Here is a 22,688-nt window from a genome sequence, read left to right on the forward strand (position 1 = left end):
ATCGGCCTCGGAACGCGCATCCTGTCCGCCAACTGAAGGACGACGCCAACCGATGGAGGGCGCCAACTGGTGGAGTCCGCCGACCGGGAGAGAGCCGCCCGCTAGCCGGTCGCCGGGCCCTCGAGCACCACGAACGCCACGGCCGATCCGCCGTCGTGGCTCAGGGAGACGTTCCAGCGGGCGCCCTCCCCCACCGTCGCGGAGACCTGCCGCGCGACCTCCCCGCTCAGTCGCACCGAGGGGCGGCCCCACGCGTCGCAGACGGTCTCGATCTCGGACCAGACCAGCAGGTCCGGGGCGATCGGCGGGGGCGTGCCGTAGAGCGCGGCCGACCAGGCCTTGACCACGGCCTCCTTGACCGCCCACCGGGCGGCCAGGTGACGGGCCTGATGATGGGTCGGGTGGGTGGCCTGATGGTGGGCCTGACCAGATGACGACGACGAAGTGCCCGCACCCGGCCCGTCGGCACCCGCTGTGTCCGCGCCGCGGCCGGCCCCCCGGGCCTCGGCACGCTCGCGGCACTGCCGTCGCTCGGTGGCGGAGAATGCGCCGGTGAACCGCGTCCCCGGCTCGGCCAGGGACGCGGCGAAGGCGCCGAGGTCGACTATGTCGACCCCGACGCCCCTCACCGCTGGGCTCACTGCCAGTCGCTGGCCGCGAGCACGCCGTCGGCGTCGATCCGAGCCGCGGGGTCCAGCAGCATGGCGGCCTCGCGGTCCTTGACCTCGTCGGCGGTTCCCTCGCCCAGTCGACGCGACTCCGGACGGCTGTAGAGGGATTCCCCGCCGTAGATGCCGTCGGTCCGGCGCCGGGCGCCCTCGCGCTCCCGCGCGATCGCGGCCTCGCGGATCCGCTCCGACTCCTGCTCGCCCAGCTGCGCGGCCACCGCGCGGTGGAACGCCTCGGGGTGGGTGACGGCGATGAGGCCGGACACGTGGCCGAAGCCCAGCGAGGTGAGCACGCCGGCCTTGAGCGGCAGGTCGCCGCCCAACTGCAGGGCCTCCCGCAGCCACACCAGGTGCGGGTGGTGATCCAGCACGTCGTCGACGCAGTCCAGGGCCCGGTTCGGGGGCAGCGTCCCCGAGCGCAGCATCTGGGTCAGGCCGATGAGCTGGAACGCCGCGGCGCCGCCCTTGGCGTGTCCGGTGAGCGACTTCTGTGACACGACGAACAGCGGGTTGCCGTCCGAGCGGCCGATGGCCGCCGCGAGCCGCTCGTGCAGATCCGACTCGTTGGGGTCGTTGGCCTTGGTCGAGGTGTCGTGCTTGCTCACCACATTCACGTCGTCGGCGGTCAGGCCGAGCTCGGCCAGCCCCCGGGCCAGCCGTGACCGCTTGCCGCCCCGGCCGGCGCCCAGGGCGCCGAGCCCCGGTGCCGGGATCGAGGTGTGCGCACCGTCGGCGTACGAGCCCGCCCAGGCCACCACACCGTGGACCGGCAGACCCATGCGGGCCGCCACGTCGCCGCGGGCGAGCAGGATGGTGCCGCCGCCCTGCGACTCCACGAACCCACCGCGACGCCGGTCGTTGGCCCGGCTGTAGTGGCGCTCGTCGATCCCCTTGGCCGCCATCGCGGCGGAGTCGGCGGTCGCGGACATGTCGGCGAAGCCCTGGATGCCCTCGGTCGACAGGTCGTCGAACCCGCCGGCCACCACGAACTCGGCCTTGCCGGCGCGGATCTTGTCAAAGCCCTCCTCGACGCTCACCGCGGTGGTGGCGCAGGCCGCCACCGGGTGGACCATCGAGCCGTAGCCACCGACGTAGGACTGCATGACGTGCGCGGCCACCACGTTGGGCAGCGCCTCCTGCAGGGTGTCGTTGGCGCGGCTGCGGCCCAGGATGCCGTCGATGTACAGCGACCTCATGCTGGTCATGCCGCCCATGCCCGTGCCCTGGGTGTTGGCCACGTCGGACGGGTGCACATGGGCCAGCAGCTCGGCCGGGGTGAAGCCGGAGGAGATGAACGCGTCCACGGTGGCCACGAGGTTCCAGGCGGCCACCCGGTCGATCCCGGAGACCATGTCGGCCGGGATGCCCCAGGCCGTCGGGTCGAAGCCGGTGGGGATCTGCCCACCGACAACCCGGGTGAGCGTGGCGCGGCGCGGCACGCGGATCTCGGTGCCGGCCTTGCGGGTGACCAACCAGTCGCCGTCGGCGTTCCGGGTGACCACCGTGTTCTCCGGGTCAGCCGAGAGGTACAGGCGGGCCTGCTGCTCGTCGTCCACCACGAAGGACAGGTCCTCCGGCAGGAACACCGAGGTGAGCTGCGGCGCGGCGCCTGCGAACATCTCGGCGCGCGAGTCGTCGGCGTAGCGCCGCACGCCCACGCGGGCCAGGACCTCGTCGTGGAAGCGCTCGGCGATCTCGGACTCGGCGATCGGGTCGCCCGTCTCGGTGACGGTCCAGCCGGCGCGCGGCGAGTCCTCCCACTCGATCAGGCCGGTCGACCAGGCCAGCTCGACCACGCCGGCGGCGCTGAGGTCGCCGGTGGTCTCCACCTCGAAGCGGGTGCGGGCGCTGCCGTAGGGACCGACCTCGCCGGCGCCCACGATCACGACCATGTCCTCGAGGCTCTGCGTGACCTCGCCCCACTCGGGGCGCTCGTCCGAGGCCACGAGCTGCGGCGACGGCAGGGCCGCGATGGTACCGATCGCGTCCTCCTCCGCGGCATCGGTCACCGCGGTCGGACGGTCCGCGGCGAGCGCGGACATGTCCAGGTCGGCGGTGCCGAGCCCGCCCGTGAGGTCGACGGTGACGGGAGCGTCACCGGCGTCCCGACGGGTGTCGGGGGTGCACTGGTTCAACAGCTCGGTGGCGATCCCGGCGGTGGACCAGGTGGACACGCCCGCGGCCTCGACGGCCTCGACGAGCGGGTCGTTGTGGCCCATCAGCCCGGTGCCCCGGACCCAGCCGATGATCGCGTGGACGAACGTCACGCGCTCGGACCAGGACTTCTCGGAGCTCCACTTGGCGATCATCGCGTCCAGCGCGGCCTTGGCCTCGCCGTAGGCGCCGTCGCCGCCGAAGATCCCGCGGTTGGGCGAGCCCGGCAGCACCACGTGCAGGCGGGAGTCGACGTCGGTGTCGGCGCCGATCGCGCCGAGCCCGGCCACGAGCTTCTCCACGCCCCACAGCAGGACGCGCATCTCGGTCTCGGCCCGCGGGCCGGCGTCGGCCATCGAGCCCTGGACGCGGGGTGCGGCGAACGGGAAGAGCAGGGTCGGGGTGAGCGGAGCCTTGAGGACGGTGGTCTGGGCACCGGCCGACTCGGCGTGCTCGGATCCGACCCACTCGACCAGCGCGTCGACGTCCGAGTAGGAGGTCAGGTTGGCCGGCAGGACCCACAGCGCCGCGCCACCGCGGGCGTTGGAGCGGTAGAGGTCCTTGAAGAAGGCCAGCTTGGACTGGTCCAGGTTGGAGGTGGTGGCCACCACGGTGGCCCCTCCCGCGAGGAGCCGCCCGGTGACGGCCGCGGCGATGGAGCCCTTGCCGGAACCGGTGACGACGGCGACGTCGCTCGCGTACTCGCCGACGAACTCCTCACGGGCCGTCTCGGCGATCTCCCGGTAGGCGATCGCCAGGGCGTCCCGGCGTGCGCCGGTCGCCCGCTCGGCCCACCAGCGGGCCTGGTCCGCGACGATCTCGCCCGCACCGCGGAAGGCCTCCGCGGCATCGGCGGGGACGTCGCTCCGGGTCCAGAGCCGGGCCAGGTCCTCGCGCGCCGAGGCCCAGCGGTCGTCCATCAGGACGGCGCGGCCGGAGTCGAAGGCCGGGGCCACCACGCGGCGCCAGTCGGAGCCGAGCTCCGAGGTGACGAGGTCGGCGAGCTCGGAGTCCGGGTCCGCCTCGGCGAGCAGGTCCACAGCGTCCGGCTCGAGGTGACCGAGCCGGGTCAGCAGGCCGCGGGCGGCCTCCGCGAGGACACCGTCGGGGCCGATGACCCCGTCGGCGAAGTCGTTCAGTGCGGCGGCGTCGACGGTCGCGCCGCCGCCGGCGCCGGAGGACGGCATGGCCACGGCGATGCCGTTGGCCGAACCGACCGACCGGACGGCGGCGTCGATGAGCGCGTCGAGACCGGCCACGTCCTTGACGCCGGCGGCGTCGAGGGAGGCGAGGTCGCCGCCACGGATCGAGGCGCCGTCGCGGGTGCCGAGGGCGATCTCGGCGGTGACGTGCTGCGCCCAGCCGGTGCCGAGCTCCCAGGGGCCGGTCACCCGGTCGGTGATGTAGGCGGCCCGCTTGCCCGCACGGCCGAGGACCGCGCGCAGCGCCTCACCGACGGCGTCGGACAGGACGGGGCCGAAGGGGGCGTAACCCCGGGCCAGGCGCGAGACCTGGCCGGCCAGGGTCGGGAAGTCCGCCTCCGCCGCGCCGTCGATGGCGCCGAGGCTCAGCTCGGTGCCCAGGTCCAGCAGCAGCTGGTTGCGGCGCGAGGAGACGCCGTCGCACAGCGTCTCGATGGAGTCGCCGGGCACGATCTGCTCGGGACGGACCTTGGTGCGCAGGGCCACCAGCATGCGGGTGGCCGCGGGGGCGCCGAAGTCCAGGTCGTCCGGGCGGGGCGCGCCGGGTGCTGCGGTCGCGGCGGGAGCCGCGGATTCTGATCGGTCCGCACCGGCCGTGCCGGGGGTGTTGACGGCCGGTGCGGGGTCTGTGGGGGCTGCCTTGTCGGCAGCCGCGGGGGTGGTTCCGGCGGACGCGTCGCCGCCGCCCACCTCGTCGTCGACCGACTCGTCGACGCTCGGCGGCTGGGTGCCGTACAGCGTCGCGGAATCGCGCTCCACGTTGAGGACCTGGGCGCGGGGGCCCCGGTGCGTGGGCAGGTCGAGGGTCTTGGAGGCGAGGTTCGCCACGGTCGGGGCGTTGGCCACACCGACCTCGACGAACTGCTCGATGCCGAGTCCGCCGCGCTCGATGGGCGTGAAGAGCAGCGCCTGGGTCTCGATCCAGCGGACCGGGCTGGCGAACTGCCAGGCCAGCAACTCCACCAGGAGCAGGCGGCCCAGGGCGACCGGCGTGGCCGCCCAGGCGTCCCAGTTGGCCAGGACCTCGGCGAGGGCGTCGGCCGGCACGAGGTCGGCGATCTCCTGCACGAAGTCCCGCTCGAGGCTGAACAGGCGCGGCACGAGGTTCGGGATGTACCGACCCACGAGCACCGAGATGTCGATGTCCTCCGGGATCAGCGCGTCGAGGGTGGCCCGGAAGTCCGGGACGCCGCCGCGCAGGACGGTGGAGTGGAACGGCACGTCGATGCCCGGGACAAGGATGAAGGCGTTCTTGCCGCCCGAGATCTCGAGCTCGCGGTTCACGGCCTTCTCCAGCGCCGCGCAGCCGGCGACGGTGCCGGCGAGCGCGTACTGGGAACCCGCGAGGTTGTAGTTGACGATCTCGATGAACTCGCCGGACTCGCGGGCCACGCGGGCCACCCAGTCCACGACCTCCTCGTCGGAGATCCCCATCTGGGACGGCCGGATCGCGGCCATGCGGTAGTCGGAACGGCCCTGCGAATCACGCGGGACCAGCTCGTGCATGGTCGAGCCGCGCTGGAAGACGATCTCCAGCAGGGGTTCGAGCTCCAGCACGCCGGAGATCGCGGCCAGGGCGTCGTACTCGCCGATCGAGTGGCCGGCGAAGTAGGCGCCGTCGGTGAACAGGCCGTCGGCTTCGAGCTCGGCGCGCTGGGCGACCGCCAGGCAGGCCATGGCGACCTGCGTGAACTGCGTCAGGTAGAGCACGCCGTCGGGGTGACGGTGGACGGTGCCGCGGACGGTGACCTCGGTCGGGTTCTCGCGGACGAGCGCCAGGATCGAGAAGCCGAGCTCGGAGCGGGTGTGCTTGTCGGCGCGGTCCCAGACCTCGCGGGCGGCCGCGCAGCGGGTGCGGCCCTCCATGCCCATCCCCTTGGCCTGGATGCCCTGGCCGGGGAAGGCGTAGACGGTGCGCGGGGCCTCGGTCAGCGCGGTGGCGGCCATGACGGTGGCGCCGTCGACCGTGCACGTGACCTCGAGGACCTGGCCGCCGGCGTGGCGGCCGGTCTGGACGGCGCGGACCTTGATGTGGTCGCCGGGGCGGACCGGGGCGAGCATGCGGGCGGTCCAGCCGGAGATCCGCAGGGCGGGGGTCTTCCCGTCCGAGGACTGCACGGCGTGCTGCGATGCGGCCGAGAGCCACATGCCGTGGACGATCACGCCGCCCAGGCCCGCCAGGTCGGCCGCGGTGCCGGAGACGTGGATCGGGTTGTGGTCGCCGGAGACCAGCGCGAACGCGGTCATGTCGTGCGGCGCGATGAGCGAGGTGGAGACCCGCTGCTGGCGCGAGGTCTCGGCCGGGGTGACGGTTCCGCCCTCGGCGTTGACCAGGGCACCGCCGGCCGGGCGGGGGTCCCCCACCTCGGAGCGACCGGTGCGGCCGCGGATCGCGAACCGCTCGGACAGGGTGCACAGGGGTGCGCGCTCCCCGTCGGCGGCGACGGTCGAGACCTCGACCGACACCTCGACCACGCGGCCGAGGTCGGTGTCGCGGACGCCGCCGGACCGGGCGACGACGGCGAGGTCGGTCGCCCTGGTCGGCAGCGCCGCGTGCATGCGGACCCCGTGATCCAGGTGGACGAGGTCCAGCAGTCCCTCGACCACTGTTCCGCCGCCGCGCGGGCGACGAGCCGCCCCGAGGACCGCGAACACCGCGGGCCAGGCCGCGCCCACGAGGGCGTCCGGGACGGCGGCCGAGGCGATGAGCGAGGTGGGCAGGCTGCCGGCCGTGACGCCGGTGTGGTCGGTGGCGAGGGTGGGCTCGAAGGTGAACCGCGCGGTGGCGGCGCCGCCGCTGACCTCGGGCAGGGTCTCGATCACGGAGCCGCCGGCGCCACCGCGGCCGACACCGGCCGCGGTGCTCAGCAGCGTGCGCATCGCGGACTCGGCGGCCTCGTCGGTCACGACCGGGGCGGCACCCGTGGCCACCGCGTCACCGCGGGTGAGGGTGATGGTCATCCGGGTGGGGCCGATGGGCAGGGTCAGGTCGACCGTGCGTCCGTCGGCGGCCGGGGTCAGCACGGCGCCGGAGACCGGGTGGCGGCCGACGCCCTCTGAGTCGATCTCCCAGGCGTGGAGCACGCCCAGCCGGTGGATCGGGCTCACCACGAGGCGGCCCGCCCACGAGACGTCGGGGGCGTTGAGGATGTCCGCGACAGGTCCCTGCGCGGTGGTCACGGTGCCACGACGACGGCCGGTCACGGCCTCGGTGGAGGGCAGGTAGCCGCGGACACGATCGACCGTGGCGGACTCGAAGCGGTCGAGCAGGTCGCCGACCGGCTCGTCGACCCGGGTGATGCCGGCGACCGCGGTGGTGCCGGGGATGACGCAGACGGCATCGGCGTCGTAGCGGGCGTCGTGCGCCTGCCACAGGGAGTCCGAGCGCCACCAGCGGCGGACGTCGCCGTCGATGACCGGCACGAACGTCACGGGCTTACCCGGCATCCGACAGATGTCCAGGAACTCGGCGGCGTCGGCGGGGTGCAGCGTGGCGGTGGCCAGCATCGGGTAGCGCGCCGCGAGGGCGTCGACGACCTCGGCGGGACGCTCCATCGACTCGACGCGGGGGAAGGCCGAGACGATGCGGCCGGTGTCGACGGCGTCCAGGCGGGCCTCCGTGCGCTGGACCATGCGGTGGAAGCGCTCACGGATGGTGGGGTCGAGCCACACCGAACCGGCGTCGCCTGCAACCGCCTCGGAGGCGGTACCGGCGGCAGGATCGGGGGCGAGCGACAGTTCCGCGAAGCGGCGCAGCCACTGCTCGTAGGTCATGGTCTCGAGGTCACCGAAGTACGGCTTGGCGGTCCCGTTGATCGCGGCGATGATCTCGTCGCGCCGCGCGGCCACGGCCTCGGCGTCGCCGGCGACCTCGTCGAGGAGGCGCCCGGTGCGGGCGGCCGTGTTGTCGATCTCGTGGATGTCGGCGCCGAGCTGGCTGCGGCCGGAGGCCATGCCGCCCTCGGCCTGGCCGGCACCCACCCAGTGGTCCACGCCGACGGTGTCCACGAGGAGCTGCTTGACCTGCGGGCTGGTGGTGGCCTCGAGGGTGGCCATCGCGGCGGTGCCCACGAGGATGCCGTCGACGGGCATGGCCGGGTAGCCGTGGGCGTTGGCCCACGAGCCGGTGAGGTAGTCGGCGGCCCGCTCGGGGGTGCCGATCCCGCCGCCGACACACAGGACCACGTTGGGCCGGTCACGCAGCATCGGGTAGGTGGCCAGCAGGAGGGCGTCGAGGTCCTCCCACGAGTGGTGGCCGCCGGCGCGCCCGCCCTCGACCTGCACGATCACGGGCATGTGCGGAACCTCGGCGGCGATCCGCACGACCTGGCGGATCTGCGCGACGGTGCCCGGTTTGAAGCTCACGTGGCGCAGTCCGGCCTCGGTGAGCTCCTCGATCAGAGCCACGGACTCGTCCAGCTCGGGGATGCCGGCGGTCACGATCACGCCGTCGAACGGGATGCCCGCGGCGCGGGCCTTCTGGACGAGCCGCTTACCGCCTACCTGCAGCTTCCACAGGTACGGGTCGAGGAAGAGGGAGTTGAACTGGGCGCTGCGGCCGGGCTCGAGGAGCTCGGCCAGTCGCGCGGTGTTCTCGGCGAAGATCGACTCGGTGACCTGCCCGCCACCGGCGAGCTCGGCCCAGTGGCCGGCGTTGGCCGCCGCGGCGACGATCTCGGGGTCGACGGTGGTCGGGGTCATCCCGGCCAGGAGGATCGGCGAGCAGCCGGTCAGGCGGGTGAACGAGGTCTCCACGTGGACGCTGCCGTCGGGGAGGGTGATGAGCTGGGGCTGGAAGGCGGTCCAGGGGCGCTCGATCGCCGGGGTGGCGCCCGGGGTGAACAGGTTGCGCAGTCCGCCGCGGGTGGCGGCCGCGATCACGCCGACGCCCTGGCCACGGACGACCGAGCGGTTGAGGCGGGACAGGGCCTCGCCCGGGCCCATGTCGAGGATCCAGTCGGCGCCGGAGTGCAGCGCCTCGGCCATCTCCTCGACCCAGTCGACCGGCTCGGCGAAGACCTGGCGGGCCAGCGAGGCGGCACGATCAGCGTCGAGGCCGCAGCGGCCGGCCCAGCGGTAGACCACGTCCACGGCGGGGGCCATCGCCGGATGGTGGAACCCGACCTCCACGTCGAGGGGGTCGAAGACGGGGGCGAACACCTCGCCGCCGGTGAGCTTGGCCTCACGACGACGACGGGACTCGGCCTCGAGGTCGGCGCAGTGGCGTCGCAGGTCCTCGAGGTCGTCCGGGCGGCCCACCACGACATGGCGGCGCTGCGCGTTGCGGATGGAGACCGACGGACGGAGCGAGGGGTCGAGCTCGGAGAACAGCTCGGCGACGAGGGCGCGCAGCTCCTCGCCGTCGATCCCCGACACGCCCATCATGGGGCTGACCTCACCGCGGCGGAACAGACCCACGCGTCGTCCCACGAGCGTCGCGGCGGCACCGATGAGCTCGGCGACGGCCAGGAGGCGGTCGTCCAGCGAACCGAAGGTCTCGACCGACTCCACCGCGAGGATGCCCTGCGAGTGTCCGACGACCGCGGCGGGGGCGGTGTCGTTGACGTTGAAGCCCTCAGCGGCCAGCGCCCGGACAGCGCCGATCTGCGTGAGCAGGACGGCCGGGAGGGAGACCGCCGCGGACGAGAGTGAGGCGTCGTCGGGGAGGTCGCCGTGGTCCTCGTCCTCGCCCGTGGTGGTGTTGGCCCACTCGATGGGGCGGAATCCGTGCGTGCGGACCACCGCGATCTCGTCGTGCACCGACTCCGTGAGCGCGGCTGCGGAGTCCACGAGGCTCTGGAGTTCGGGGCCGATCCCGGTCCCGTCGATGAGGTCGCTCAGGGCGTCGCGCCACGCGATCCCCTGACCTCCGAAGGCGAGCGCGTAGGCCGTTCCCTCACGCAGTTCGTCCGCCAACGCGCGGGTCGAGCGGGTGCCTGCAGTTCCGGTCTCGAACGAGCGGGGGGTGAGGTCGCGGTCATCGATCGTCACGTGGGGAACTCCTTGGTACTTCGGGGACATCAACTGCCGAGACCTGGTTGGTGATCCGGCGATGCGCAAAGAATGCCATATAAACCTGAGGCCCCCCTCAGCTTGACGGCATTCAAGTGACCCGTTCGGGGGCGCGCCCGCACCACCCCGCAGTGAGGCCCGTCACAATTTCGAGCTGAGGGGTCCCTCATATCCACAGGTGAGGAAGCCCTCAGGTCTCGCGAGGGCGCCGTTACCTAATCGTTACCGCTATCTCAGGAGCGGGGCGGGGCGACGGCGTGTCGTCCCCGGGCGGAAACCGTCAGGCGCCGCACCGGAGGGTCGCCATCCGGGCGGCGTCGAGCCCTGTCGCGGGGCACAGATCAGCGGCCAACCGACGCGGGCCGGACGACCACTCGACGTGCGCGTTGCGTACCTCGTCGCCGAACATGATCGTGACCAGGCCGCCCACCCCGGGCTCCTCGTCCGCGCCGAGCGCTCCGGCGCCCACCACCTCGACCGAGGTCACCTCGGCGACGGTGGCCGCGCCCGGAGCCGGAATGAGCCGGAGCCGGACCCTGGTCCCGTCGAACGCGCCACGCCATACGGAGAACGCCCCGGTCCCGTCGGACCACAGGTCGAGCGTGTACCCGTGTGAGATCCACGAGCCGGTGTCCCGCACCACCTCGGACGGCGTCGGGTCCGAGACCACCACGACCCCCGAGTTCGCCGGGCCGGCGATCGAGGGGCCGGAATCAGCCGGTGCAGCGCCTATCGGGGCGGCCACGATCGTCGTGGCCCCGGTCACCATGACGGCGAGCGCAGCCGCCGCGAATCCACGCGTGACTGCTCCATGTGCACCGTCTACTCTCATAAGTCCAACGTAGCCTCACGTGTCACACGAATGGACGCAGCGCATGCGTCGAAATGGTCACTGATCGGCAACTGACCGACTACACGTTGTAGACTGACCGACTACACGTTGTAGATCGCCTGCACGGCTCCACCAGTTTCCCGTCTAGGAGGACGTCATGACCGCACCCGCCGCCCCCGGCGGCACAAGACGGCGGGAGGCCTTCTCCGGCCGATCCGTCTTCGTCTTTGCCGCCATCGGTTCCGCCGTCGGCCTCGGCAACATCTGGCGCTTCCCCTTTGTCGCTTACGACAACGGCGGTGGCGCCTTTCTCGTCCCCTACCTGGTGGCCCTGCTCAGCGCCGGGATCCCCCTGCTGCTGTTCGACTACTCGATCGGCCATCGCTTCCGCGGCTCCGCCCCGCTGAGCTTCCGCCGGATGCACCGCTTCGCCGAGCCCATCGGCTGGATCCAGGTGTTGGTCTCGTTCGTCATCGCCGTCTATTACGCGGTGATCCTCGCCTGGGCCGCCTGCTACGCCTGGTTCTCGGTCGACCAACGGTGGGGCGAGACCTACGAGGAGACCGCCACGTTCTTCTCCGAGGACTTCCTCCGCGCCGGGTCCGGCTTCGGCCTGGACTTCATCCCGCTCATCACGATCATCCTGGTGGCCGTGTGGGTCATCACGCTGGGCGTGCTCCTCGCGGGCGTCCAGAAGGGAATCGGCCGAACCGCGCTGCTCTTCATCCCCCTCCTGGTGGTGCTCTTCACCGCGCTGGTCATCCGGTCACTCTTCCTCGAGGGGGCGATGGACGGACTCAACACCTTCTTCACGCCCGACTGGGGTGTGCTGACCGACCCGGGGGTGTGGATCGCCGCATACGGACAGATCTTCCTCTCGCTCTCGGTGGGCTTCGGCATCATGCTCACCTACTCCTCCTACCTCAAGCGGAAGTCCAACCTCACGAGCTCGGGCCTCGTCGTGGGCTTCTCCAACTCGGCGTTCGAGGTGCTTGCCGGCATCGGCGTGTTCGCCACCCTCGGCTTCCTGGTCTCCTCCTCCGCGGGCGCGGGCTGGGACGACGTCGGGGGCGGTCCTGGCCTGGCGTTCATCGCCTTCCCCGCGCTCATCTCGCAGATGCCCGGCGGCCCGATCTGGGGCGTCGTCTTCTTCACCTGCCTCATCCTGGCGGGCCTGACCTCCATGATCTCGATCGTCGAGGTGGTCATCGCCTCGTTCCAGGACAAGACGGGGGTCTCCCGGACCGCCGCGACGCTGGGCGTGGGCGTGCCGATGGCCGCGGTCTCCATCCTGCTCATGCCCACCGAGACAGGCCTGCAGAACCTGGACATCCTGGACAAGTTCGCCAACAGCATCGGGATCGTCGGCATCGCCCTGATCTCGCTCATCGTGGTGATGTTCGCGATGCGACTCGGCCCCACGCTCCGCGACCACCTGAACTCGGTCTCGTCCTTCAAGGTGGGACGGATCTGGATCGTGTGCATGGCCGTCGTCACCCCGCTCGTCCTGGCCTACGCCCTCTTCGGCGAGGTCCGGACCCTCATCTCGGAACCGTACGAGGGTTACGACTCCGCGGTCCTGGGTGTGTACGGCTGGGGCATGATCGCCGGGATCGTGGTGCTCTCGGTCATCCTGTCGCTCCTGCCCTGGCGCGGGGCCAAGAGGCTCGACGGCCCTCCGGAGTTCGACGACGACCCGAGCGACTTCACCTACGACGAGCAGCTCGCGCACCGTCGCGCGAGTGCCCCGAACCCCGACACCCGTAAGGAGGTCTGAGCCATGGACACCTCGGCGATCATCATGATGGTGCTGTTCCTGCTCGTGATCTGGGGCGGACTCGCCCTGAGCATCGTGCACTTCATGCGGAACCCGGACGACATCCGGGACTCGGAGATCACGTACCCCGCCCGCGAGCTCTGAGCCCGCCCCGTACCACCTGACCGCCGGCTCCGGCACCCTCCTCCCGAGGGCGCCGGGGCCGGCGTCGTCTTTCGCGTCCCCGGGCCCGCCCCCGTCAGTAGCCTCGTGACCATGGACACCGAGAGCCGCGACGCCGCCACAGAAGTACCCGCAGGATCCGCCGTCGAGGCCCCCGACGAGGTGCGCCACCTGATCCAGCAGTGGAAGCGCCTCGATGAACTCCTCGCAGGGCTGAAGAAGGACGACTGGACCGCCCCGACCGCCCTCCCGGGGTGGACCGTCCGCGATGTGGCAGCGCACGTGGCGGGAACCGAGCACATGCTCGCCGGCGAGCCGGTGCCCGACATCGAGCTGCCGCCCTCGGCTCGCGAGTACGTCCACAATCCCATCGGGGAACTCAACGAGAAGTTCGTGCAGGAGGCCCGGGCCCTGGCGGTCGAGGACGCCTTCGCGGACTTCCGTGAGGTCATCGCCGAGCGCACGCGACAACTCGCCGAGATGAACGCCGAGGACCTCGAGGCCCCGACCGACTCCCCCGTCGGCAGCGTGCCGTACCGGCGCTTCATGGGCGTGCGGGTCTTTGACTGTTGGGTCCACGAGGACGACATCCGTCAGGCCCTCGGCATGAAGCACCACCTCGGCAGCGACTCCGGGCGATTCGCACTCGAGGAGGTCGTGCTCGCCCTGCCCCGGATCGTCGGCAAGAAGGCGGGCGCCCCGGACGGCGCCCGCGTCCGGTTCCGGGTCACGGGCGAGGCCGCCACCGATCTGCCCCTGGCCACCGATGTCGTCGTCGACGGTCGGGCGGCGCTCGCCGACGTCGACGACACCGCGCCGCCCACCGCGGAATTGGTCTTCGATACCCCGACCTTCGTGCGAGCGGCAACCGGTCGCATCACCGCCGAACCGGGCGACGGAGTGGAACTCCGTGGTGACGTGGACCTGGGTCGGGCGATCCTCGCCTCGATGGCCTTCACCATCTGACAGGCCGTTGCCCGTACCGGAGAGGCCCCCGCACCCGTCGCTGCCGCACATCGTCGTCATGGGCGTGTCGGGGGCCGGAAAATCCACCGTCGCACGCGCGATCGCCGAGCGCACCGGCGCGCCGCTCCTCGACGCCGACGACCTGCATCCACCCGGCAACCGCCGGAAGCTGGGCGCCGGTGAACCACTCACGGACGACGACCGCCGGCCGTGGCTGGCCGCGGTCCGCGACCGCATGCGTGAGCGGGACCTGGCGAGGGGGGACGACCCGCAGTCGACCGGCCCGGACCACGGACTCGTCATCGCGTGTTCGGCGCTTCGTCGCATCTATCGCGAGGTGCTCGGGGAGGTCCGCCGGCCGGTGTTCTTCGTCGAACTCGTCGCCGACGCGGAACTCATCGCGGCTCGTCTGGCCGGCCGCCGCGGGCACTTCGCTTCCCAGGAGATCCTGGAGTCCCAGCTCCGCACGCTGGAGCCGCTCGGGCCGGATGAGAACGGGATCGCCTGCCCGGTCACGCTGTCGACGAAGGAGATAGCCGATGAGGTCCTCGTCACGCTCTCTGGTGCGCCCGGGGAGACCTGATTAGCGGTCGCGGGTTCGCCATAGCGCGTAGCGCAGTACGGGTGTCCCCTGGAATCCCCTACACGTGAGCACACACTGGTATGAATGGCTGACTCGCAGCCATCCCGTTGCCTCGTGCGACCAGGGGCGACCTGTTGCGGTGGATCGTCCTAGGAGGCGCAATGGAAGCCGGGCCGAGCTTCGGCGCAATCGTGCGATGTGATCTGACCCGTCACTTCGGTCGACACTCGGCACTGTTGTTACTGCGCGCTGTGCTGCTCGAACGCACGTTCCGGGTGGTACTGACGTTGCGGATCTGCCAGGCCCTGGCAGCGCGCAACGACGCCGGCAGGCTGTTGCTCCCGGTCGCAGTGTTCCTCCACCGCATGGCCAGCAGCTCAGCCGGTGTCGATCTGCCGTGGCGAACGCGGATCGGGGCGGGGTTCCGGTTGTTCCACGGGTGGTCGGCCGTGCTCAATCCGGGGGCCGTGTTGGGGACCAACGTCTCGCTCTTCCACGGCGTCACGATCGGCCAGGGAGACCGGATCGCCGTTGACGGCACGCGCACGACCGGCTATCCGGTCATCGGGGACGATGTGTGGATCGGGCCGCACGCCGTGGTGGTCGGCGGGCTCACGGTGGGACGCGGTGCCCGGATCGCCGCCGGGGCTGTCGTCACCAGGGACGTACTACCGGCAACGATGGTGGCGGGCAATCCGGCGGCGGTTGTGCGAACCGAAGTGCCGCCTGACGTCGAAAACCCTGCCGAGGTCGGGGTCACCCTGAGCGGGCGGGTTCCGTCTGGGCCAGCCGCCTAGGGCATGCCGGACACCTGTGCGCCCGGGGAGACTTGAACTCCCACATCCGTAGATACTGGAACCTAAATCCAGCGCGTCTGCCAATTCCGCCACGGGCGCCCGCCCGGGGGTACCGGGCGAGGTGAGCTTACCGCGCGGTCGGCGGTACCGTGGAGGGGTGTCCGACACCCTGAGTTCCCGCGCGGCCGCAGGCGAGCCCGCCTCCGGCCGTCCGGCCTCCGCGAAGGTCGCGCATCGTCCCGCGTGGATCGCATTCGTGGTCGTCGGAGCGATCTTCTGCCTGGGGATGGGCTTCTGGCAGCTCTCGGCCTACCAGGCGGCCTCGGGCACCGTGCAGAACCTCGGCTACACCTTCATGTGGCCGTTCCTCGCCGGGTTCCTGGTCTATGCGTACCTGAAGTACATCCGGCTCGAGGCCGACGAGCGCGAGACCGATCCCGACGCGGGAGACCGCGGGCCGGTGGACGGCGACGACGACGAGGTGGGCGATCAGCCGGACGGACCGCGGACGGCCCGGACCGCCCGCACGCGCGCCCCCGTGGTCACCGAGATCCCCGCCGATCTCCTGCCCACCCGGCGACCCCCCGCCGATACCCGGGCCCGCGACGAGGGCCTGGACGCCTACAACGCCTACCTCGCCGAGCTGGCTCGCCATGACCGGGCCGCTACGGTCAAATCCGAATCGGGCACATCCGAATCAGGCACGCCCGACAATCCGCAGGAGAGACCAGCCACATGACCGCCGCGACCGCCCCCGAGACCGACCGCCGCAAGCCGGATCCCAACGGCAAGATCCGCGGCGCGCTCACCCGGTACCGGGTCCTCGCCTGGATCACCGGCGTGTGGCTCCTGATCCTCACGGCGGAAATCGTCTTCAAGTACCTGATCCTGGACAACTCGGCGGACGCGCCCGACTGGTTCACCTACATCGGGCAGGCGCACGGCGTCTTCTACATCCTCTATCTCTTCATGACGCTCGATCTGGCCATCAAGGCGCGCTGGGCGGCCTCCCGCACCCTGCTGACCGCGCTCGCCGGAACCATCCCGTTCCTGTCGTTCTGGTTCGAGCACAAGCGGACGGCGGACGTGCGGGCCGAGTACGCGGTCTAGATACGCGGTCTAGACACGACCCGACCCCTGGCCGACCGATGGGCCGTCAGCGGCGCCTGCCGCGCTCCGCGAGCTCGCGCAGCGCCGGCACCAGCGCCCGCAGCGCCCGGCCGCGGTGGGAGTCGGCGTCCTTCTCCCCCGGCGTGAGTTCGGCGGCGGACCGATCGGAGCCCTCGGGCAGGAACAGCGGGTCGTAGCCGAACCCGCCCTCGCCGCGAGGTTCCCGCAGCACGCTGCCCGGCCAGCGTCCCTCCGCGACCCGCGTCATGAGGGTCGCCGTCGAGGGTGCCGAATCCCGCGCCGAGTAGACCAGGGCGCAGCTGGAGAAGAAGGCCGCGCCGCGGCGATCATCGGGGACATCCGACAGCTGCGCCAGCAGGAGCGCGTTGTTGGCCTCGTCGTCGCCGTGCCGCCCGGACCAGCGCGCGGAGAGCACGCCGGGCATCCCGTTCAGCGCGTCCACGGCCAGCCCGGAGTCGTCGGCCAGGCACGCCAGGCCCGTCGCCTTCCAGCCGGACCGCGCCTTGATCAAGGCGTTGTCCTTGAACGTCGCGCCGTCCTCCGGCTCCTCCGGGAAATCGGGCACCTCGTCCAGGCCGATCACCTCGATGCCGTCGATCCCCTCGGCCTCCAGCACGCGGCGCAGCTCGGCGAGCTTCTTGGCGTTCCGGCTGGCGACCAGCAGGCGCACGGCCACCGCTATCGCCTCGCGGCCCGCGCGGCCGCGGGCGTGGGCAGCTCGCCCGGGTAGGGGGCGGCGAGGGCCTCGCGCTGCAGCTCGAACAACCGCTCGCAGCCGGCCTGCGCGGAGTCCAGCATCTCGTCGAGGACGTCCCGACCGAACGCGGCCCCCTCGGCGGTCCCCTGGACCTCCACGAGCTCCCCGCCGTCGGTGCAGACGACGTTCATGTCCACCCCGGCGCGCGAGTCCTCCTCGTAGGGCAGGTCGCACAGCACCCGGCCGTCGACCACGCCCACGCTCACCGCGGCCACCGCGCACGTGAGCGGGTTGCCGGTCACCGCACCCTTGGCCTGCAGCCAGGTGACGGCGTCCGCCAGGGCCACGTACGCCCCGGTGATGGCGGCCGTGCGGGTGCCGCCGTCGGCCTGGAGCACGTCGCAGTCCAGGGCGATGGTGTTCTCCCCCAGCTTGGACAGGTCGATGCACGCGCGCAGCGACCGGCCGACCAGGCGGCTGATCTCGTGGGTGCGGCCGCCCACCTTCCCGCGCACCGACTCGCGGCCCGAGCGCTCGTGGGTGGCGGCCGGGAGCATCGCGTACTCGGCGGTCAGCCACCCCAGGCCCGAGCCCTTGCGCCAGCGGGGCACGCCCTCGGTGACGCTGGCCGTGCACATGACACGGGTGTTCCCGAAGGTGACGAGTACCGAACCCGCCGGGTGCGAGGTGAAACCCCGCGTGATTGTCACGTCGCGCAGGTCGTCGTCCGCGCGTCCGTCTGCTCTGCCGTCAGTAGTTGAGGTCACGACCGCCGATTCTAGCTGGCCACCACACCCACGGGCCCGGCGCTAGATGTCGATCCGGAGATCCGCCTCGGCCAGCAGGACCTCGCCGTCGAACTCCGCGGCGGCCTCCGCGCGAACGGCCCCGCGGTCCGTCCACGGTGGGATGTGGGTCAGCACCAGCCGTCCGACCCCGGCGAGCCGGGCCGTGCGGCCGGCCTCCGCGCCGGACATGTGGATCCCCGGTGGCCGACCCTCCTCGTGGGTCCACGACGCCTCGCAGAGCAGGACATCCGCGCCGGCGGCGAGCTGGACCAGCGAGTCGCAGTAGGCGGTGTCGCCGCTGTAGACCAGGACGCGACCGGACTCCGAGGTCAGGCGCATCCCGTAGGACTCGGGCGGATGGTCCACCCGGTCGGCCCGCACGCGGAGGCCCACCTCGCCGTCGTCGCCCCTCATCTCCACCTCGGGGGTGACATCCCACGACCCGACGTCGAAGGTGTCGGACAGGTCGTCGACGGCGCCCGGCTCCTCGGCCGAGGCCACCCCGATCCGGTACGCGGTCCCGGACGGGCCGATGAGCGGGACCCGGCCCGCGCCCCGGGCCCCGGGGCCGAAGCGCCGCAGCACCAGCAGGCTCGGGATGTCCAGGCAGTGGTCGGCGTGGAGGTGGGACAGCAGGATCGTGGCCTCCTCCGGCGCCACGTATCGCTGCAGCGCGCCGAGCACCCCCGGCCCCATGTCGATCACGACCGGGGGGACCCCCTCGACCTCCACGAGATACCCGGACGCCGGCGAGGTGGGTCCGCCGATACTTCCCGAGCACCCCAGGACAGTCAGAAACATGGGCACCATCGTGCCACGGCTCGCCACGGGTCGTCCGGACAGTGCCCCAGACAGCGACCAGGACGGTGACCGGAGCCGGGCAGCGGGCGGCCGATCACAAGGGGTCTGACGAGAGTGCATCCGACAGCACCGTGCCCGAGCGGCCGACCGCCACGAGCCCCGGACCGAGGAACCGGGACGCCACCCGGCGGAACGCCGCGGGGTCGCCCGTGACCAGGAATTCTCGCGTCGCCGGCGACCCGGGATCGTGAGGGCGCAGCAGATCGCCCGAGGTGAGCACCCGCAGCACGTCCTTGGCCGTCTCCTCGGCGCTGGAGACCAGGGTGACGTGGTCGCCCACGGCGAGCTGCACCACCCCGGACAGCAACGGATAGTGGGTGCAGCCCAGGACCAGGGTGTCCACGTCGGCGTCCCGGATCGGGGCGAGGTAGGCCTCCGCCAGGCCCAGCACCTGACGCCCACTGGTGATGCCGCGCTCCACGAACTCCACGAACTTCGGGCACGCCACCGAGGTCAGCTCCACCCCGGACGCCGCGGCCACCGCGTCGTCGTACGCCTGGGACGCCACGGTCGCGCGCGTGGCGATCACCCCGATCCGCCCCGAGCGCGTGGTGGCCACGGCGCGCCGCGCCGCCGGCTGGATCACCTCCACCACCGGCACGGGGTAGCGCTCGCGGGCGTCGCGCAGCATCGCGGCAGAGGCGGTGTTGCACGCGATCACCAGCGCCTTGACCCCGCGGTCGACCAGGGAGTCGGCGACCGCCAGGGCGTGGTGGCGGACCCGGGCGATGGGCAGCGGGCCGTAGGGTCCGTTGGCCGTGTCCCCGACGTAGATCAGCGACTCGTCGGGGAGCTGATCCATGATCGCGCGGGCCACGGTCAGTCCGCCCGCGCCGGAGTCGAACACCCCGATCGGGGCCTGCTGACCGGGCTCTGTCACCTCGGGAACCCGGCACCGCGCCGCGGCTGCCCGGCGTTCACGGCGGTCGTCTTCCCGCGGTTCCTACGCAGTCCGTACGCCGAGAGCACGCCGCCCACGGCACCGCCGAGATGCCCCTGCCAGGACACCCCGTCGAGCATGGGCGAGAGCCCCGCCAGCGCCTCGAGCCCGTAGTAGAAGCCGATGATCAACCCGATCGCCAGATGGAGGAACCGGCGGGAGAACAGGCCCCGGACGATCACGTAGAAGATGTAGCCGAACACGATGCCGGACGCGCCGATGTGGACCGTGCCGACGCCGCCCAGCAGCCACGACACCGCGCCGGACAGGACCCACGAGACCAGCGTGACCCGGATGAGCGGGGACAGGCCCGAGAGCGCGATGATCGAGCCCAGGACCAGCAGCGCGACCGAGTTGCCGATCAGGTGCGCCCAGTCCCCGTGGAGGAACGGCTGGAAGAGGATCCCGGGGAGCCCGTCCGACGAGAGCGGGCGGACCCCGTCGTCGTCGAGTCCCGGAGGGCCCACCGCGGACCGGAGGAGCCAGTCCCCCGCCTCGACCACCCACATCAGTGCGACAAAGCAGAAGAGCAGGATCAGGGCGGGCCAGCGGCGGGGCCCCCGGGGAACGGTTCCGGCGGCGCCGACGCCACTCGTCCGGAACGCGCGCGGGTCTGGGTTCACGGTGTGCTTCCTCATCGACGTGGTCCTCGCTGGTCCGTCCTCGGCACGAATGTGATCTGCACGGGTGCCATCCCCCCGGGCGTCATCCTCACGGGCCCGTCAGGGCGCTGCACAGGGAGTCCTGCATGAAGGTCAGCCAGTGGTAGACGTCCAGGTGCGCGGACCTCGGATCATCCTCGGGGACGTCCTCGGGGATGTCGGTGGCCGGGACGCCGTTCACCATCCCGTGCTCGAGCAGCAGCGCGCCGAGGCCCAGCCGGACATCGTTGAGGCAGCGCATCCAGGCCTGTGCCTGTTCCGGGTTCAGCGAGACGGTCCCGCCGCGTGAGGGCAGGGACCTGAGGACCACGGCCGCCGCGCTGAGCTTGGCGTCGATGATCGCCGGCTCATGGATCATCCGCATCCCCGCATTGTGGGCGCGCGTCACCGCCGCCCCGTCCGCGTCGGAGGCCTCCCCGGGCTCGGGCCGGTGGAAGTCGGGCAGTAGGCGTGCCAACGGCGCCTGGTCGGGGAGCTCCGAGTGGCCGCTGCGCATCCCGGTGATCTCGGCGAGTTCGTCCCTGGGCGAGGAGTCGCGCCGCTGCTCCAGCATGTCGACGATGTTGGACACCAGGGCGTGGAGGATCTGCACCTCGTGCGCCTCCATCGCCGCCTTGATCCGTGGGCCGCTGATCGACCCCTTGCGCTGCCAGGCCTTCACCGCCTCACGCCTCCCGCTGCATCGTGGCCCACAGTCCGGCCTCCTGCAGCTTGCGGACATCGTTCTCCACCTTGTCGCGGCTCCCGGAGGACACCACGGCGCGGCCATCGTTGTGGACCTTGAGCATGAGGTCGTGCGCCTTCTCCCTGCTGTAACCGAACACCTGCTGGAACACCAACGTCACGTAGCTCATCAGGTTGACCGGGTCGTCCCACACCACGGTCAGCCATGGGTTGTCCACCCCGCCGGCGCGCTCCGTGTCCGTGGACTCCACGGGCGCGGCCGACGGCATGGCCATCCCGGGGACGGCGCTCCGGACGTCCGCGCGCGGTGCGGTCACGGTGTGCATACGGCTAACGATACGGATTACCGGCGGGTCGGCCACGCCGTAGAGTCGGCCGGGTGAATTCGACCACGCCCCCGCACGCCTCGGACTCCCCTGGCCGCCCCTCCACCGGCCGCCCCTCCACGGCGCTGCTCACGGACAAGTACGAGCTCACCATGATCCGGGCGGCCCTGGCCGACGGGACCGCCGATCGTCCGTGCGTGTTCGAGGTGTTCGCCCGCAGGTTGCCCGCCGGGCGGCGGTACGGCGTGGTCGCCGGCATCGGCCGGCTCATCGAACGGCTGGCGGACTTCCGGTTCGGCGACGAGGAGATCGCGGTGGTGGCCGAGTCCCTCGACAAGGCCACCACGGACTGGCTCCGGGCCTTCCGCTTCACCGGCGATGTGGACGGTTACCCCGAGGGTGAGCTGTTCTTCCCCGGCTCACCGGTGCTGAGCATCCGCGGCGGGTTCGCCGAATGCGTGGTGCTCGAGACCCTGGTCCTGTCCGTGCTCAACCACGACAGCGCGATCGCCTCCGCCGCCGCGCGGATGACCACCGCGGCGGGCGGCCGTCCCATCATCGAGATGGGATCCCGCCGAACCCACGAGGAGGCCGCGGTGGCGGCGGCCCGCGCCTCCTACCTCACCGGCTTCGCGTCCACGTCCAACATCGAGGCCACCCGTCGCCACGGGGTCCCCTCCGCCGGGACGTCGGCGCACGCGTTCATCCTCCTGCACACCGGACCGGACGGGACCGATGAGGCGTCCGCGTTCCGCTCGCAGGTGGCGACGCTCGGAGTGGACACCACCCTGCTGGTGGACACCTACGACATCACCCGCGGCGTGGAGACGGCGATCGAGGTGGCCGGGCCGGAACTGGGCGGGGTGCGGATCGACTCGGGCGATCTGGGGGTGCTTGCCAGTCAGGTCCGCGGTCAGCTCGATGCGCTGGGCGCGCACCGCACCCAGATCGTCGTCTCGGGCGACCTGGACGAGTACGCGATCGCCGCCCTGCGCGCCGAGCCCGTGGACGTGTACGGCGTGGGCACCCGCCTGGTGACCGGGTCTGGAGCCCCCACGGCCGGGATGGTCTACAAACTCGTCGAGGTGGACGGGATCCCGGTGGCCAAGCGCTCCGCCCAGAAGGAGTCCCTCCCCGGTGCCAAGCGGGCGGTCCGCGTGCACCGACGCTCGGGCACCGCGGTCGAGGAGATCCTCCTGCCGTGGAACGGGACCGTGCCCGCCGAGCCCGGGCTGAACCAGCGAGACCTGATGGTCCCCCTGGTGCGCGGCGGCGACCCTGTTCCCGGTCTGCCGTCGTTGGACGAGTCCCGAGCCCACCACGAGGCCGTGATGGTGACCCTGCCCTGGGCCGGTCTCGCCCTGAGTCAGGGCGACCCGGCGATCTCCGTCCGGGTGGTGCCCCCGGGAACGCCCCCCAGGTGACCTGCACGCCTCGCCGGGACAC

At 71.9% G+C, this 22,688-nt stretch carries 18 protein-coding genes and 1 tRNA gene; 8 read left to right on the plus strand and 11 right to left on the minus strand.

Annotated elements, in window-relative coordinates; genetic code table 11:
• Positions 1–101: 101 nt before the first annotated feature.
• From R4P08_RS06010 to R4P08_RS06020, 3 genes are all read right to left on the minus strand, one after another.
• On the minus strand, positions 102–641 hold the full coding sequence (locus R4P08_RS06010; protein WP_411741168.1) for a holo-ACP synthase: 540 nt from the start codon (positions 639–641) through the stop codon (positions 102–104).
• Positions 638–10,015: a polyketide synthase gene (locus tag R4P08_RS06015; RefSeq protein ID WP_317812874.1), complete on the minus strand. Its 9,378-nt coding sequence runs from the start codon at positions 10,013–10,015 to the stop codon at positions 638–640. Before R4P08_RS06015 ends, R4P08_RS06010 begins: the two co-directional genes overlap by 4 nt.
• A gap of 301 nt (positions 10,016–10,316) precedes the next feature.
• On the minus strand, positions 10,317–10,868 hold the full coding sequence (locus R4P08_RS06020) for a hypothetical protein (protein ID WP_317812875.1): 552 nt from the start codon (positions 10,866–10,868) through the stop codon (positions 10,317–10,319).
• 157 nt (positions 10,869–11,025) lie between these two features.
• On the opposite strand from R4P08_RS06020, the gene R4P08_RS06025 reads away from it, so the two are divergent.
• The 5 genes from R4P08_RS06025 (at position 11,026) to R4P08_RS06045 (ending at position 15,153) form a co-directional block, all read left to right on the plus strand.
• The gene (locus R4P08_RS06025; RefSeq protein ID WP_317812876.1) at positions 11,026–12,645 is read left to right on the plus strand and encodes a sodium-dependent transporter; all 1,620 of its coding nucleotides are present in this window, start codon (positions 11,026–11,028) and stop codon (positions 12,643–12,645) included.
• Positions 12,646–12,648: 3 nt separating this feature from the next.
• Positions 12,649–12,789 (plus strand): methionine/alanine import family NSS transporter small subunit, encoded by a 141-nt coding sequence (locus R4P08_RS06030; protein ID WP_317812877.1) that lies wholly within the window; start codon positions 12,649–12,651, stop codon positions 12,787–12,789.
• 111 nt (positions 12,790–12,900) lie between these two features.
• Positions 12,901–13,773 (plus strand): maleylpyruvate isomerase family mycothiol-dependent enzyme, encoded by an 873-nt coding sequence (locus R4P08_RS06035; RefSeq protein ID WP_317812878.1) that lies wholly within the window; start codon positions 12,901–12,903, stop codon positions 13,771–13,773.
• A 7-nt stretch (positions 13,774–13,780) separates the two neighbouring features.
• Entirely contained in the window at positions 13,781–14,356 is a 576-nt protein-coding gene (locus R4P08_RS06040; protein WP_317812879.1) for a gluconokinase, GntK/IdnK-type, read from the plus strand.
• A gap of 236 nt (positions 14,357–14,592) precedes the next feature.
• Positions 14,593–15,153: a serine acetyltransferase gene (locus R4P08_RS06045; RefSeq protein ID WP_317812880.1), complete on the plus strand. Its 561-nt coding sequence runs from the start codon at positions 14,593–14,595 to the stop codon at positions 15,151–15,153.
• A 17-nt stretch (positions 15,154–15,170) separates the two neighbouring features.
• Here R4P08_RS06045 and R4P08_RS06050 read toward each other — a convergent pair.
• Positions 15,171–15,252 (minus strand) — tRNA-Leu (locus R4P08_RS06050).
• Positions 15,253–15,310: 58 nt separating this feature from the next.
• Here R4P08_RS06050 and R4P08_RS06055 point away from each other — a divergent pair.
• Both R4P08_RS06055 and R4P08_RS06060 read left to right on the plus strand, forming a co-directional pair.
• On the plus strand, positions 15,311–15,892 hold the full coding sequence (locus tag R4P08_RS06055; protein ID WP_317812881.1) for a hypothetical protein: 582 nt from the start codon (positions 15,311–15,313) through the stop codon (positions 15,890–15,892).
• Positions 15,889–16,263, plus strand: coding sequence for a DUF3817 domain-containing protein (locus R4P08_RS06060; protein ID WP_317812882.1), 375 nt, complete (start codon positions 15,889–15,891; stop codon positions 16,261–16,263). Before R4P08_RS06055 ends, R4P08_RS06060 begins: the two co-directional genes overlap by 4 nt.
• Positions 16,264–16,309: 46 nt before the next feature.
• On the opposite strand, the gene R4P08_RS06065 is transcribed toward R4P08_RS06060, so the two are convergent.
• The 7 genes from R4P08_RS06065 to clpS all read right to left on the minus strand — a co-directional run bounded on the left by R4P08_RS06065 (position 16,310) and on the right by clpS (position 21,242).
• Positions 16,310–16,960 carry a non-canonical purine NTP pyrophosphatase gene (locus R4P08_RS06065; protein WP_317812883.1) on the minus strand — a complete coding sequence of 217 codons (651 nt, stop codon included), beginning with the start codon at positions 16,958–16,960 and terminating at the stop codon, positions 16,310–16,312.
• Positions 16,961–16,962: 2 nt separating this feature from the next.
• On the minus strand, positions 16,963–17,748 hold the full coding sequence (gene rph / locus R4P08_RS06070; protein ID WP_317812884.1) for a ribonuclease PH: 786 nt from the start codon (positions 17,746–17,748) through the stop codon (positions 16,963–16,965).
• A gap of 42 nt (positions 17,749–17,790) precedes the next feature.
• The gene (locus R4P08_RS06075; protein ID WP_317812885.1) at positions 17,791–18,570 is read right to left on the minus strand and encodes an MBL fold metallo-hydrolase; all 780 of its coding nucleotides are present in this window, start codon (positions 18,568–18,570) and stop codon (positions 17,791–17,793) included.
• A gap of 94 nt (positions 18,571–18,664) precedes the next feature.
• Positions 18,665–19,510, minus strand: a complete 846-nt coding sequence (murI, locus tag R4P08_RS06080) for a glutamate racemase (RefSeq protein WP_317812886.1) — start codon at positions 19,508–19,510, stop codon at positions 18,665–18,667.
• Positions 19,507–20,208, minus strand: coding sequence for a rhomboid family intramembrane serine protease (locus tag R4P08_RS06085; RefSeq protein ID WP_317812887.1), 702 nt, complete (start codon positions 20,206–20,208; stop codon positions 19,507–19,509). Before R4P08_RS06085 ends, murI begins: the two co-directional genes overlap by 4 nt.
• 73 nt (positions 20,209–20,281) lie before the next feature.
• Positions 20,282–20,893 carry a DUF2017 domain-containing protein gene (locus R4P08_RS06090; RefSeq protein ID WP_317812888.1) on the minus strand — a complete coding sequence of 204 codons (612 nt, stop codon included), beginning with the start codon at positions 20,891–20,893 and terminating at the stop codon, positions 20,282–20,284.
• A 4-nt stretch (positions 20,894–20,897) separates the two neighbouring features.
• Positions 20,898–21,242 (minus strand): ATP-dependent Clp protease adapter ClpS, encoded by a 345-nt coding sequence (gene clpS / locus R4P08_RS06095; protein WP_411741169.1) that lies wholly within the window; start codon positions 21,240–21,242, stop codon positions 20,898–20,900.
• Positions 21,243–21,295: 53 nt separating this feature from the next.
• Here clpS and R4P08_RS06100 point away from each other — a divergent pair, with 53 nt between their 5' ends.
• Positions 21,296–22,666, plus strand: coding sequence for a nicotinate phosphoribosyltransferase (locus R4P08_RS06100; protein ID WP_317812889.1), 1,371 nt, complete (start codon positions 21,296–21,298; stop codon positions 22,664–22,666).
• The last annotated feature ends 22 nt before the right edge of the window (positions 22,667–22,688 follow it).

This window comes from Rhodococcus sp. IEGM 1408, from assembly GCF_033142235.1.
In the GTDB taxonomy this organism is placed as follows: domain Bacteria; phylum Actinomycetota; class Actinomycetes; order Mycobacteriales; family Mycobacteriaceae; genus Dietzia.

Coding starts and splice junctions, on each gene's coding strand:
- R4P08_RS06060 (WP_317812882.1), top strand. CDS start 15,889: ATGACCGCCGCGACCGCCCCCGAGACCGACCGCCGCAAGCCGGATCCC.
- R4P08_RS06030 (WP_317812877.1), top strand. CDS start 12,649: ATGGACACCTCGGCGATCATCATGATGGTGCTGTTCCTGCTCGTGATC.
- R4P08_RS06085 (WP_317812887.1), bottom strand. CDS start 20,208: ATGAGGAAGCACACCGTGAACCCAGACCCGCGCGCGTTCCGGACGAGT.
- R4P08_RS06035 (WP_317812878.1), top strand. CDS start 12,901: ATGGACACCGAGAGCCGCGACGCCGCCACAGAAGTACCCGCAGGATCC.
- R4P08_RS06075 (WP_317812885.1), bottom strand. CDS start 18,570: ATGTTTCTGACTGTCCTGGGGTGCTCGGGAAGTATCGGCGGACCCACC.
- R4P08_RS06020 (WP_317812875.1), bottom strand. CDS start 10,868: ATGAGAGTAGACGGTGCACATGGAGCAGTCACGCGTGGATTCGCGGCG.
- R4P08_RS06025 (WP_317812876.1), top strand. CDS start 11,026: ATGACCGCACCCGCCGCCCCCGGCGGCACAAGACGGCGGGAGGCCTTC.
- clpS (WP_411741169.1), bottom strand. CDS start 21,242: ATGCACACCGTGACCGCACCGCGCGCGGACGTCCGGAGCGCCGTCCCC.